The 12,637-nt window shown below is 66.2% G+C and carries 11 protein-coding genes; 4 read left to right on the top strand and 7 right to left on the bottom strand.

Features of this window, described 5'->3' with window-relative positions; all coding sequences use genetic code 11:
* Window positions 1-41 precede the first annotated feature (41 nt).
* From WHH00_RS01440 to WHH00_RS01430, 3 genes are read left to right on the top strand one after another with little or no spacing between them, the layout of a single operon-like run.
* Entirely contained in the window at window positions 42-794 is a 753-nt protein-coding gene (locus WHH00_RS01440) for a phosphotransferase (RefSeq protein WP_406635883.1), read from the top strand.
* A gap of 52 nt (window positions 795-846) precedes the next feature.
* Window positions 847-1,566 carry an HAD family hydrolase gene (locus WHH00_RS01435; protein ID WP_406635881.1) on the top strand — a complete coding sequence of 240 codons (720 nt, stop codon included), beginning with the start codon at window positions 847-849 and terminating at the stop codon, window positions 1,564-1,566.
* Window positions 1,566-2,084: a GNAT family N-acetyltransferase gene (locus tag WHH00_RS01430; RefSeq protein ID WP_406635879.1), complete on the top strand. Its 519-nt coding sequence runs from the start codon at window positions 1,566-1,568 to the stop codon at window positions 2,082-2,084. The genes WHH00_RS01435 and WHH00_RS01430 overlap by 1 nt, the downstream gene beginning before the upstream one ends.
* A 37-nt stretch (window positions 2,085-2,121) precedes the next feature.
* On the opposite strand, the gene WHH00_RS01425 is transcribed toward WHH00_RS01430, so the two are convergent.
* The 7 genes from WHH00_RS01425 to WHH00_RS01395 all read right to left on the bottom strand — a co-directional run bounded on the left by WHH00_RS01425 (window position 2,122) and on the right by WHH00_RS01395 (window position 11,672).
* Window positions 2,122-2,574, bottom strand: a complete 453-nt coding sequence (locus WHH00_RS01425) for a hypothetical protein (protein WP_406635877.1) — start codon at window positions 2,572-2,574, stop codon at window positions 2,122-2,124.
* A 10-nt stretch (window positions 2,575-2,584) separates the two neighbouring features.
* The gene (locus WHH00_RS01420) at window positions 2,585-3,328 is read right to left on the bottom strand and encodes a hypothetical protein (protein ID WP_406635875.1); all 744 of its coding nucleotides are present in this window, start codon (window positions 3,326-3,328) and stop codon (window positions 2,585-2,587) included.
* Between the two features lie 145 nt (window positions 3,329-3,473).
* Entirely contained in the window at window positions 3,474-4,727 is a 1,254-nt protein-coding gene (locus WHH00_RS01415; protein ID WP_406635873.1) for a nitrate/nitrite transporter, read from the bottom strand.
* A 12-nt stretch (window positions 4,728-4,739) separates the two neighbouring features.
* Window positions 4,740-5,648 (bottom strand): respiratory nitrate reductase subunit gamma, encoded by a 909-nt coding sequence (narI, locus tag WHH00_RS01410; protein ID WP_406635871.1) that lies wholly within the window; start codon window positions 5,646-5,648, stop codon window positions 4,740-4,742.
* Between the two features lie 2 nt (window positions 5,649-5,650).
* Window positions 5,651-6,271, bottom strand: coding sequence for a nitrate reductase molybdenum cofactor assembly chaperone (gene narJ / locus WHH00_RS01405; RefSeq protein ID WP_406635869.1), 621 nt, complete (start codon window positions 6,269-6,271; stop codon window positions 5,651-5,653).
* Window positions 6,268-7,962 (bottom strand): nitrate reductase subunit beta, encoded by a 1,695-nt coding sequence (gene narH, locus WHH00_RS01400; protein ID WP_406635867.1) that lies wholly within the window; start codon window positions 7,960-7,962, stop codon window positions 6,268-6,270. Before narH ends, narJ begins: the two co-directional genes overlap by 4 nt.
* Entirely contained in the window at window positions 7,962-11,672 is a 3,711-nt protein-coding gene (locus WHH00_RS01395; protein WP_406635865.1) for a nitrate reductase subunit alpha, read from the bottom strand. The genes narH and WHH00_RS01395 overlap by 1 nt, the downstream gene beginning before the upstream one ends.
* A 200-nt stretch (window positions 11,673-11,872) precedes the next feature.
* On the opposite strand from WHH00_RS01395, the gene WHH00_RS01390 reads away from it, so the two are divergent.
* Window positions 11,873-12,517, top strand: a complete 645-nt coding sequence (locus WHH00_RS01390; RefSeq protein WP_406638462.1) for a DNA alkylation repair protein — start codon at window positions 11,873-11,875, stop codon at window positions 12,515-12,517.
* The last annotated feature ends 120 nt before the right edge of the window (window positions 12,518-12,637 follow it).

The raw sequence follows: 12,637 nt of genomic DNA, 5'->3' as shown, positions 1-12,637 counted from the left end.
TCGGCCTTTGGCTGTCGGAATAGGCCCGATAACCTGCTGGAATGGTCCCGGACGAGCAGGAACTTACAGGCGGCAACGCGTCCGGCAGGGTTGTGCGCATCGGCAACACCGTACGGAAACCCTGGCTGGAGAAATCCGCCGCTGTGCAGGACTATCTCAGCGCCCTCCGCTCGTCCGGCGTCGACGTTCCCCGGCCCTTGGGAAGGGACGACGGCGGCCGGAATGTCTTCGAGTACGTGGACGGGGTCCTGGCACTGGAGGAGTTGCCTCTCGGCCACGAGGATTTACTGCGGGTCGGGCGGATGATCCGCGAGATCCATGACGCCAGCGAAGCTTTTGTGATCCCTGATCCAGTCGGCTGGAACCTGCTCCTGCCTGCTGAAGCTCCAGACCTGATGTGCCATAACGACCTCGCGCCATGTAACCTTGTCAGGGGCGATAGGTGGGTCTTTATCGACTGGGACGGTGCCGGTCCCAGCACACGGCTGTGGGACCTTGCGTATGCAGCGCAGTCTTTTGCCATGCTGTTCGACGGACAGCCGGTGGAGGAAGCGGCCGCAAGACTGCGTGCCGTTGTTGACGGTTACCAGGCCGATGACACTCTCCGCGCGGAGTTGCCTGCCGCCATGGCCCGGCGGACGAAAGCTATGCTCGACCTCCTGGAGTCCGCCCACGGAACCGGATTCCAGCCTTGGGCCGACATGTACATCAACGGCCACGGCGAGCACTGGCGTGGCGCTGCCCAGTATGTCCGGCAGCATCAGTCGGCGTGGGAGCAGGCCCTCCACCGGTAACCGGCGAGGTTTTGGTGCCAGCCTTGGAGTAAGCCGCCGGTAGCCTTGGGGAGTGGATATTCGAGCTGTCCTCTTCGACCTGGACAACACCCTGTTCGACCATGCAGCGTCAGCCCGGGCAGGCCTCGATGCTTTCCTTCAACATCTCGAAACGCCACAGGACGATGAACTGGCCCTCGTGTGGTTCCAGCTTGAGCAAGCCAGCTACGCCCGATTCCTGGCCAAAGAACTGTCATTCCAGGAACAGCGACGCGAACGGCTCCGCCAGTTCCTTCCGCTGGCTGGGCTTGAGGTTCCCACAACGGACAGAATGTTGGACGAACTCTTCGACGTCTACCTTCAAACCTACGAGGCAGGCTGGGCAGCATTTCCGGACACGGTTCCCGCCCTTCAAAGTCTTCGCGACGGCGGCCTTACAGTAGGCGTCATCACTAACGGGAACCACCGCCAGCAAACACTGAAAATCAGCAAGATTGGCCTCGCCCCGCTGATAGACCGTATCTTCAGCTCGGAATCGACGGGCCACCCGAAGCCCCTTCCGGAAGCATTCCTCCAACCCTGCAGAAGCCTCGGAATCTCTCCGGCCAATGCCCTCTACGTCGGGGACAACTTCCGCGTTGACGTTGAAGGCGCCAGGAACGCGGGGCTGCCGGCGATTCACCTCAAACGGGACGGTGGCGGACCAGCGGGCACGATCCAAAGCCTCGCAGATCTGGTTCCGCTTCTTGGCGCAGGAACCGGTGCCGCGAATGATTCGATTACGCTCGTGTGATGGCCCGACTCATCGCTCCGGACGTCAGTTACCACTCCTCCTGGCTGGAAGGAGCAGCGGAATTCGACGGCGCCCGGCAGGACGGCGCGGGCACAGAGGGATGGCCGCTGGAAGAGCTCGAGGATCCGCAGCGGTTCAGCCGCTTTGTCGACTTGCTCGTCAAAGATGCCCTCCCGGAGAGCCCGCGGAATCCGGCGCATGTGCCCTGCACCTACCTGTGGATCGTGGAGGGTGGCACATTCCTTGGGTCCCTGGCCATCAGGCACGAACTGACGGACTTCCTCCTCAACGAGGGCGGCCACATCGGCTACAGCGTCAGGCCCTCAGCCCGGCGCCGCGGCCATGCCGCAAAAGCACTGTCCGACGCCCTGCCCATTGCCAGGGAACTGGGAATCTCCAGGGTCCTCCTCACCTGCGATGAGGACAATTTCGCCTCCCGGGGCACCATTGAAAAGAACGGTGGCGCCTACGAAGACAGCCGCAACGGCAAGCGCCGCTACTGGATCGCCAACGCCTAGCCGAAACATGTATTTGGTACCTCGATGAGTTGCGGCTTCAGGCGAATTGTCGCCACCCGCCACGGGACTGGACATCCTCCCGCGCTGCTTCCACGAAGTCTTCAACCTCGGCCCGACAACGTTCGCCCTGCTCGTTCAAGTCCCTGCGGCTGTCGAGCTTTTTCAGAGCCGTGATATTCAGCAGGCATGCGTATGCCAGGTCGCCAATGTGCTTTTTGCTGGAAAGAAGGCGTACGCCATAGTAGGCGGACCAAGCCGCACCACGGGCTCGGTGAACGTCGTCGTCCTCGGTTTTTAGGTCCATACCATGGCCCTCGAACCATTCATCCATCACAGTCCGCCGGTACTCCATCGCCGCTTGCGCGAAGGTCTTGTAGGCATCAATTCGGGCCTCATGGAGCCGCATTTCGGCGGCGTTCTTCCGGTTGAAGGCGTAGGTCAGAACGGCCCCGAGCAGAGCACCGAGAAGGCCGATAATCGCAACGTCCATGGTCCTTCCCCTACCCCGCCGGCCGCAGCGACGTGATCATCCGCTTGATGTCCGCATACTCCGGCGTCGCCGCGTACAGCTTGGCCTTCTCCAGGTAGGGCAACGAGGGGTCGCCCGGTGTCAGGTTCAGCTCGGGGTTGTAGAACGCGCCGAATGTGGCGGCGTTGGGCGGCCAGTTGAAGAAGTGGAACATGTAGCAGGCCGAGTCACCTTCCGGGAGCGGCGCGGTGGTGATGCCGTAGGCCGCTGCGGGGGTTTCCGGCGGGCCGGGCGAAGTGGAGTTGCCGCGGGTTTCGAACGTGTACCGCGGCACCGTGCCGTACTGCGCCAGTTGCGGCAGGTCCTGCGACTCCAACACTGAGTAGGGGTACTTTTCCATGCAGGTGGAACCCGTCGCCATGTTGGTGCGCAGCGTCGCCAGCAGCCGCCCGTCCTCGCTGGTCACTTCGGCAAACGCTCCGCCGCCCTCCGCCAGTTCCCCAGCCGGGTCACTGATGCTCCAGGTGGACGGAAGGTCGAAGGCAAGGTCCCCCGCCGCCGTCGTGTACGTGGTCCAGGAGGCCGACGCCGGGGCGCTGGTTGTCGCAACCGGCGTCGCTGGGACAGAGGCTGTTTCTGTAGTCGTTGGCGTTGCCGTCGCTGAGGCGGAAGCGCCCGACGGCGTCTCTTGCGGTTGGGCGGCCGGCCCGCCGCACGCGGTGAGCAGCGAAAGTGAAAGAAGTAGTGCCGCGCCGGGCCACGTTGACCGCCGCATGTCCGCCTCCTCGGAAGCCGTTGTGATCCCTCAATTGTGGCGCCTCGGCGCCTGCCGGGATCCATTAGTCAACCGATTGGAGCCAAACCGTTGCAGCCCATAACGAAAGCCATCTCAAGACCCCGGCCGCCCGCCGTCGCATCGTCTACGTCCCCCTCAACGCACTTTGCGGTGCGGGCTGCTTGGGCGAGCGGATGGCAACCAGCGTGAACACGAAGGCGACCGTGGCCGTAACCACCAGCAGCATCAGGCCGATGAAGTAGCTGTTGTCCTCGGCGTTGTACGTGGCCCCCATGACCAGCGGGGGGAAGTAGCCGCCCATCCCACCGGCCGCGCTGACGATCCCGCTGATGCTGCCCACCTTGCCCGGCGGCGCCAGCCTTCCCACCCAGGCGAATACGCCGCCGGTACCCAGGCCCAGCGCGGCAGCCATCGCCACGAAGGTGAGGCCGGCCGGGATCTCGCCGTCGGGCCGGAGGTTCACAATGAACGCCAGCACCGCGATGCCCGCCAGGGACGACAGAACCACCGGCTTGGACCCGATCCGGTCCGCCAGCACTCCCCCGACAGGCCGGAACAGCACCGCCGCCAGGGCAAACCCGGCCGTGCGGGTGCCGGCGGCGGTGGGATCAAACTGGTAGATGTCCCGGAGGTACGTGGGCAGGTAGGTGGCAAAGGAGACGAACCCGCCGAAGACAATCGCGTAGAGGAAGCACAGCTTCCAGGTGACGGCGAGCCCGGCCGCGTCCTTGAGCTTGGGGATAACCGGCGCGGTGTTCCGGTGCCAGTCCGGCGGCTCCTTCAGGTTGAACCAGATCACGGCCCCCATCACTACCAGCAGCCCGGCAATCAGCAGGTGCGTGGGCAGGTATCCGATCCAGGTCACCAGGCGCGGGGTGAGGAAGGCCGCCAGGGCGGTCCCGCCCATCCCGGCGCCAAACACGCCGGTGGCAAAGCCGCGCCGCGACGGCTCGTACCAGGCAGACACAAAGGGAATTCCGACGGCGAACACGGTGCCTGCAATGCCCAGCAAGAGGCCCGCGCCCAGCACCACCGCGTAGGAACCCAGGCTGCCGCCGAGCGCCACCAGCAGGACCGGAGGAACGCTGCCCAGCAGGACAAACGTGAACATCACCCGCCCGCCAAACCGGTCCGTCATGGCGCCCACCACGATCCGTCCCAGCGATCCCACGAAGATCGGCATGGCCACCAGGACGGCGGTGGCGGTGGAGTCCAGCCCCATCTCCTGCGTATAGCGGGCGCCGAGGGGCGCCACGATGTTCCACGCCCAGAAAGCCATCACCGACGCGCTGGTGGCCAGCGCCAGGTTCATGCCCTTGCCGGGATGGGAGGTTTCGGTGGGCGGTACGGGATTGGCGGGGCGTGCGGCTTCAGTCATGGTGTGCTCCCCTCAGCGGTTCCGGGTGTCCCGGTCCTCGGTCCCCACAGCCGACCAGCCGCGTTTGCCGGCGGGGGCATTGGGGTTGTGAACGGTACTGGCGCCGGACCTGCTCCCGGCCCTGCCCCCGGGCCGTGCGCCTCCGGGCCGTGCACCCGCGCGCCCTCCTGCCCTGCCGCCGTCGCGGTCCCGCGAGCGGTACACGATGTACGGGCGGAACAGGTAGTGGAAGGGTGCGGTGAAAGCGTGGACCAGCCGGGTGAAAGGCCAGATGATGAACAACGCCATCCCCACCAGCGTGTGCAGGTGGAAGGAGAACGGCGCCGCAGCCATGGCGGCAATGTCCGGCTGGAAGATGAACAGGGACCGGAACCACGGCGCCACGGTTTCGCGGTAGTTGTGCCCGTGCTCGCCCTCGAAGACGCTGGCCAGGGTGGTCCACAAACCGAACACGATGGCCGCAGTGAGGACCACATACATAGCTTTGTCGTTCTTGGTGGTGGCCATGAACACTGGGCCCGTGGTGCGCCGCCGGTAAATCAGCAGGATGATCCCGCCCAGTGTCCCGATGCCCGCGATCCCGCCCACGAACAGGGCGTTGAAGTGGTAGAAGTCCTGGCTCATCCCCACCGCCTCGGTCCAGGACTTCGGAATGACCAGCCCGAAGAAATGCCCCGCAACCACGGCGAGCAGCCCGAAGTGGAACAGCGGCGAGGCGATCCGCAGCAGCCTGGACTCATACAGCTGGCTGGACCTGGTGGTCCAGCCGAACTGGTCGTACTTGTACCGCCAGACCAGCCCGCCCACCAGGACCACCACCATGACGTAGGGCAGCACGCCCCACAGCACAATGTCCAGGGCGGAAAGTTCGACGGCGGCGCCGGGGTCTGTTTCTAAGGGCAGCGTTTCAAGGGGCACCATGGTCAGGCCCCCTTCACGGGCAGCAGGCGCGGATCGTACGGGTCAAGGCCAACCGCTTCCGTGGGTGGCCCGTAGCCTGCCATCCGCATCACAGCCTGTTCATCCGCCGGCGATTTCCCGGGGAGCGTGGCGCAGATGGCTTCCAGGATCCTGGCGTGCGGCAGCTTGTCCCCGAGCAGCCCGAACTTCAGCATCTCCAGGCTGGGGCGGTACCTGATCAGCAGCTCCCGCCCTGCGGCGAAATCGACCAGGGCCGTGTACTCGAGCACCATGGGCAGGTAGTCCGGCAGTTCCCCCTGGGTGTCCACCAGGACGTCGCTTTGCCGGTAGGCCTTCTTGAAGCTGCCCAGCACTTCGCCGCGGCGCCGGGTGTCCCCGTCCGTCCAGTAGCTCAAGTGCAGGGCGTGGCGCCGGCTGAGATCAAACTCCCGCACGTAATGCGCCTGGGCCTCCATCAGCGGCGTGGCCTCGAGCGCGTCCAGCACCTCCTGGAAGCTTTCGACGGCGCCCGGAAACTCCGCGAGCGCGGCGCGCATCAGCGGCACCTTGCCGAGGAGGTCCTGGTCCGGGTAGGACAGGCACCACGCACCGGCCATGTACAGCACCTGGTCCCGGCGGCTCACGGCTGGTCCTCCGCCGCGGCCAGGGTCCCCGGCTCGGGCCCCTTGTCCGGGAAGAGCCCCGGCGGAGCCCCGCGTCCGTCCCAGTTCAACAGGTTCACCCGGCCCTTCAGGCTCGTCCCCGCCGATACCTCGTCGCTGGTCTGCCGGTCCCGCAGGGCGTTGAACGTGTCCACGGCAACCGGCACCGGCCTTCCGCTCGCCTCACCAAAGGGCGAGGAATCCTGCATGCCAGGGCCGCCGTCGAAATCCAGCGAACAGCCCATCTCCTCCAGGTCATGCGCCTGCTCCACGTGCGCCTTGGGGATGACGTACCGCTCGTCATACTTGGCAATGGCCATCAGCCGGTACATCTCGTACATGGTCTGGCCGTCCATGCCCACGGCCTCGGCGATGGACTCGTCCGGATCGTTGCCCAGGCTGATGCCGCGCATGAAGGACCGCATGGCTGCCAGCTTCTTCAGCACCGCGGTGACCCGGTCCGCGTCCCCGGCCGTGAACAGCTCCGCAAGGTACTCCACCGGGATGCGCAGCGCATCAATGGCGCCGAACAGGTTGCCGTGGTCCTCGCCGTCGTGCCCCTGGTCCCGCAGCAGGTCCACCACCGGGGAGAGCGGCGGCACGTACCAGACCATCGGCATGGTGCGGTATTCGGGGTGCAGCGGCAGCGCCACCTTGTAAATCTTCGCGAGGGCGTACACCGGCGAGCGCCGGGCGGCATCGATCCAGTCACCGGGGATGTCCTGCGCCCTGGCTTCGGCCTGGACGGCGGGATCGTTCGGGTCCAGCAGCACGTCCATCTGGGCGTCGTAGAGATCTTTGGGATCGGTGACGGACGCAGCCGCGGTGACCGCGTCGGCGTCGTACAAGAACAGCCCCAGGTACCGCAGCCGGCCCACGCAGGTCTCCGAGCACACCGTGGGAATCCCCACCTCCACCCGCGGGTAGCAGAAGGTGCACTTCTCGGCCTTGCCGGTCTTGTGGTTGAAGTAGATCTTCTTGTACGGGCAGCCTGTGACGCACTGCCGCCAGCCGCGGCACTTGTCCTGGTCCACCAGGACGATCCCGTCCTCCACCCGCTTGTAGATGGCGCCGGACGGGCAGGAGGCCATGCAGGACGGGTTCAGGCAGTGCTCGCAGATCCGCGGCAGGTAGAACATGAACGTCTGCTCGTAGGCGAACTTGATCTTGTCCTCGGACTCCCGCCGGACCTTCTCCACCAGCGGGTCCAGGTGGCCGCTTTCGGCGGACCCGCCCAGGTTGTCGTCCCAGTTGGCGGACCAGGTGACCTTGGTGTCCTCGCCGGTGATCAGGGATTTGGGCCGGGCCACCGGGAAGTCGTCGCCCAGGGGCGCGTCCACCAGGGTCTTGTAGTCGTAGGTCCAGGGCTCGTAGTAGTCCTTGAGCTCCGGCTGGACCGGGCTGGCGAACAGCCCGAACATCTTCTTCACCCGCCCGCCGGCCTTCAGCACCAGCTTTCCCCGCTTGTTCAGGCTCCAGCCGCCGCGCCACTTGTCCTGGTCCTCGTAGCGGCGCGGATACCCCTGCCCGGGGCGCGTTTCCACGTTGTTGAACCAGACGTACTCGGTGCCCGCCCGGTTGGTCCACGCCTGCTTGCAGGTGACCGAACACGTGTGGCAGCCGATGCACTTGTCCAGGTTCATCACCATGCCCATCTGAGCCATGACTCGCATCAGTACTGCACCTCCTGTGAGCGGCGGCGGACCGTGGCCACCATGTCGCGCTGGTTTCCGGTGGGGCCGAGGTAGTTGAACGCGTACGCCAGCTGGGCGTAGCCGCCGATCAGGTGCGAGGGTTTCACCAGCAGCCTGGTCACCGAGTTGTGGATGCCGCCGCGCCGTCCGGTGGCCTCCGACTTGGGGACGTCGATGGTGCGTTCCTGCGCGTGGTGGACGTACACCACGCCGGCGGGCATCCGGTGGCTGACGATGGCCCGGGCCACCAGGACGCCGTTGATGTTCAGGCACTCCACCCAGTCGTTGTCCCTGACCTGGATGGAGTCGGCGTCCGCGGGGCTCATCCAGACCGTCGGCCCGCCGCGGGAGAGGGAAAGCATCAGCAGGTTGTCCTGGTATTCGGAGTGGATGGACCACTTGGAGTGCGGTGTCAGGTACCGGACCACCACCTCCAGCTGCCCGTTCCGGCCGAGTTTGGGTTCGCCGAACAGCCGGTGCATGTCCAGCGGCGGCCGGTAGATGGGCAGTGCCTCGCCGATGTCCGTGATCCAGTCGTGGTCCAGGAAGAAGTGCATGCGCCCGGTGAGGGTGTGGAAGGGCTTGAGCCGCTCGATGTTGATGGTGAACGGGGCGTAGCGGCGGCCGCCCGTTTCCGAGCCGGACCATTCCGGCGAGGTGATCACCGGGACCGGAGCCGCCTGGGTCTGTTTGAAGGTGATGAACTTTTCCTCGGACCCCTCGGAAAGGTCTGCCAGCTTTTTACCCGTGCGGATCTCCAGGTCCTTGAAGCCCTGCACGGACAGCACGCCGTTGGTGGTGCCGGAGAACGCCAGGATGGCCTCCGCCATTTTCGCGTCCGTGTCCATGGCCGGGCGGCCGTCCGCGGCGCCGCCGAGCATCACGCCGTTCGAGTGGCTGAGCCGCTTCAGCGGCTCCTCCAGTTTGTAGGTGATGTTCTTGACGGTGAAGCCCAGCCTGTCCGCAAGGGGTCCGACGGCGGCGAGCTTGTCCGGGATGGTTGTGTAGTCCCGCTCCACCACGGAGAAAACGGGCATGTTTTGCCCCGGAACGGCAGGGATGTCCGGCTCCCGCCAGTCGCGGACGATTCCACCGGGCTGGGCGAGCTGGCCCGGGGTATCGTGCTGCAGCGGCACGCTGACCAGGTCGCGGCGGACTCCCAGGTGGGTCTTGGCCAGCCTGGAGAACTCCCGGGCCAGCAGGTGGAAGGTGTCAAAGTCCGTCTTGGTTTCCCACGGCGGGTCGATGGCCGGAGTGAACGCGTGGACGAACGGGTGCATGTCCGTGGAGGAGAGATCGTGTTTCTCGTACCAGGTGGCGGCGGGGAACACGACGTCGGACAGCAGCGTGGTGGAGGTCATCCGGAAGTCGGCGGAGACCAGGAGGTCCAGCTTCCCTTCCGGCGCCTTCTCGTGCCACTTCACGGAGGTGGGCTTGAGCCCTTCGGCATCCTTGCCCAGGACGTTGTTGTGGGTGCCCAGCAGGTTCCGCAGGAAGTACTCATTGCCTTTCGCGGAGGAACCGAACAGGTTGGAGCGCCACAGCACCAGGGTGCGCGGCCAGTTCTCCGGGGCGTCCACGTCCTCGATGGCCGGGTTCAGGGTGCGGTTCTTGAGCGCATCCGCGATGTAGCTGGGAGTGTCCTTGGCTGTTCCGGCGGCGACGGCGGCCTCCGCCTCATCTGCCAGGTCCAGGGGGTTGCGGTCGAACTGCGGGTAGAACGGCATCCACCCGAGCCGGGCGGACTGGGCGATGGCGTCCGCGGTGTGCAGGCCGTCCAGGGCTCCGGTGGACAGCGGGGACTTCAGCGCATCGGCGGAGTAGCCGTCCTGGCGCCACTGGTCCGTGTGCATGTACCAGTACCCGGTGCCGATCATGGTGCGCGGCGGCCGGGACCAATCCAGGGCGTTGGCCAGCGACACCCACCCGGTGATGGGGCGCGTCTTCTCCTGTCCCACGTAATGGGCCCAGCCGCCGCCGTTCCGGCCCATGCAGCCGGTCAGCATCACCAGCGCCAGGATGGCCCGGTAGGTGGTGTCGCCGTGGAACCACTGGCAGATTCCGGCGCCCATGATGATCATGGACCGGCCCTTGGACTGCTCGGCATTGCGGGCAAACTCGCGGGCCACACGAATGCAGGCCTGGGCGGGAACGGACGTGATCTCCTCCTGCCACGCCGGCGTGTAGGGGGTGGTGGCGTCGTCGTACCCCGCTGCCCAGTCCCCCGGCAGCCCTTCGCGGCCCACACCGTATTGGGCCAGCATGAGGTCGAACACCGTGGTGACCAGCTGGCCCTCCACTTCCATCACGGGCACCCCGCGCCGGAGCACGCTGCCGGTGCCGTCCGCCTGCTCGAAGCACGGGAGCAGGATCTCGGCACTCTCACCCGAGACCTCCCGCAGGGACAGCGCCGGTTCAATCCCCTCCAGGTCAAGGTTCCACTTGCCCTCGCCGCTGCCGGAGTAGCGGAAGCCCATGGACCCGTTCGGGACGGCGGGACGGCCCGCTTTTTTGTCGAACAGGACGGTGCGGAAGGCAGCGTCCTCAGCCCCGGACTCCGCCGGGATGTCACGGGCGGTGAGGAATTTCGACGGCGTGAGGGCGCCGTCGTCGCGCTTCTCCAGCCTGACCAGGAACGGCAGGTCCGTGTACTGCTTCACGTAGTCAGTGAAGAAGGGGACCTGCCGGTCCACGAAGAATTCCTTGAGCATCACGTGGCCCATGGCCATGGCCAGCCCGGCATCGGTGCCGGCCTGGGCGGGGAGCCACTCGTCCGCGAACTTGGTGTTGTCCGCATAGTCCGGGCTGACGGTGACCACCTTGGTGCCGCGGTACCGCACCTCGGCCATCCAGTGCGCGTCCGGGGTGCGGGTGACCGGGACGTTGGAGCCCCACATCATGAGGTAGCGCGCGTCCCACCAGTCGCCGGATTCGGGCACATCCGTCTGGTCTCCGAAGACCTGCGGGCTGGCGACGGGGAGGTCCGCGTACCAGTCGTAGAAGGAGGTCATCACGCCGCCGATGAGCTGGATGAAGCGGGTTCCTACAGCGTGCGAGACCATGGACATCGCCGGAATGGGCGAGAAGCCTGCACAGCGGTCCGGGCCGTAGGTCTTGATGGTGTTCACGTGCGCGGCGGCCGCGATCTCGATGGCCTCCTGCCAGGAGACGCGCACCAGTCCGCCCTTGCCGCGTGCCTGCTGGTAGCGGCGCCGCTTGTCCGGGTCCGCGGCAATCTCGGCGAAGGCGAGGACCGGATCGCCCAGCCGGGCTTTCGCCTCACGGTACATCTCCACCAGGACGCCGCGGGCGTAGGGGAAGCGGACCCGCGTGGGCGAGTAGGTGTACCAGGAAAAGGCCGCCCCGCGCGGGCAGCCCCGTGGTTCGTATTCAGGACTGTCCGGCCCCACCGAGGGATAGTCGGTCTGCTGCGACTCCCAGGTGATGATGCCGTCCTTGACGTACACCTTCCAGGAGCAGGAGCCGGTGCAGTTCACGCCGTGGGTGGAGCGGACCACCTTGTCGTGGCTCCACCGGTCGCGGTAGAAGATGTCCCCCTTGCGGCCGCCTTCCCGAAAGACCGCCCTGCCGTCGTCGGTCTGGTCCCACTTCGTGAAGAACCTGCCCACCTTCAGCATTGCATCCGATGCTGCTCCGTCTACCCCCGGGACAAAACGCTCCTCTGCCATGGTGCCACGGTAGGCACGGCCTTTCCGGACCAGTAGGGTCTTTCGACTCGTTGCACTTTGGGAGGGGCGGGACTAGGTTTCGGGGCTGCCGTAGGCTGAAATTGCAGGCGACGGACACGAGACAGACGGTGGCCGGGACGAAGGCGACGGGAACAACAGTGGCGGGAGCGGCAGTGACCAGTACGGATGTGGCGGGGCTGATGGCCGAGCTGGCTGCGCTCGAGGACCCGCGGGCACGCGAGGTGAACGAGCGGCACGGGGACGACCACGGCGTGAACCTCGGCAAGCTGCGTGCCATCGCCAAGCGGCTGAAGACCCAGCAGGACCTTGCCCGGGAGCTCTGGGCTACCGGCGACACCGCGGCCAGGCTGCTGGCGCTCCTGGTCTGCCGGCCCAAGGCGTTCGGTCGGGACGATCTGGATGCGATGCTGCGGGAGTCGCGGGCGCCCAAGGTGCAGGACTGGCTGGTGAACTACGTGGTGAAGAAGGGCCCGCACGCCGACGAGCTGCGGGTAGCCTGGCTGTCCGATCCTGATCCGGTGGTGGCCAGTGCCGGCTGGGCCCTGACCAGCGAACGCGTGGCGAAATCCCCCGAAGGCCTGGACCTCCCGGGACTGCTGGATGTCATCGAGGCAGAGATGAAGGACGCTCCGGACCGGCTGCAGTGGGCCATGAACACCTGCCTTGCCCACATTGGCATTGAACATGCCGCGTACCGGGCGCGGGCGCTGGAGATCGGCGAGCGGCTGCAGGTGCTCAAGGACTATCCCACGCCCCCGGGCTGCACGTCGCCGTTCGCCCCCGCGTGGATCAACGAGATGGTCCGCAGGCAGGACAGCACGTAGGAACGGCGAAGCCCCCGCGCGAGTCTGGCTCCAGCGCGGGGGCTCCTTGGTGCTTCCGTGTTGGGGAATAACGTGGAAACAGATAGCAACTTACCCGCTGGTAACAGGCCCGAAAGTCCA

The sequence above is a fragment of the Pseudarthrobacter quantipunctorum genome (genome assembly GCF_045291495.1).
In the GTDB taxonomy this organism is placed as follows: Bacteria; Actinomycetota; Actinomycetes; order Actinomycetales; family Micrococcaceae; genus Arthrobacter; species Arthrobacter quantipunctorum.
The sequence above is the reverse complement of the archived record's forward strand: the minus strand, read 5'-3'. Positions and strand labels throughout refer to the sequence as shown.

Bases quoted from the DNA above. Each gene is read 5' to 3' on its own strand.
- WHH00_RS01440 (WP_406635883.1), top strand. From the start codon at position 42: ATGGTCCCGGACGAGCAGGAACTTACAGGCGGCAACGCGTCCGGCAGG.
- WHH00_RS01430 (WP_406635879.1), top strand. From the start codon at position 1,566: ATGGCCCGACTCATCGCTCCGGACGTCAGTTACCACTCCTCCTGGCTG.
- WHH00_RS01425 (WP_406635877.1), bottom strand. From the start codon at position 2,574: ATGGACGTTGCGATTATCGGCCTTCTCGGTGCTCTGCTCGGGGCCGTT.
- WHH00_RS01420 (WP_406635875.1), bottom strand. From the start codon at position 3,328: ATGCGGCGGTCAACGTGGCCCGGCGCGGCACTACTTCTTTCACTTTCG.
- WHH00_RS01415 (WP_406635873.1), bottom strand. From the start codon at position 4,727: ATGACTGAAGCCGCACGCCCCGCCAATCCCGTACCGCCCACCGAAACC.
- narI (WP_406635871.1), bottom strand. From the start codon at position 5,648: ATGGTGCCCCTTGAAACGCTGCCCTTAGAAACAGACCCCGGCGCCGCC.
- narH (WP_406635867.1), bottom strand. From the start codon at position 7,962: ATGCGAGTCATGGCTCAGATGGGCATGGTGATGAACCTGGACAAGTGC.
- WHH00_RS01395 (WP_406635865.1), bottom strand. From the start codon at position 11,672: ATGGCAGAGGAGCGTTTTGTCCCGGGGGTAGACGGAGCAGCATCGGAT.
- WHH00_RS01390 (WP_406638462.1), top strand. From the start codon at position 11,873: ATGGCCGAGCTGGCTGCGCTCGAGGACCCGCGGGCACGCGAGGTGAAC.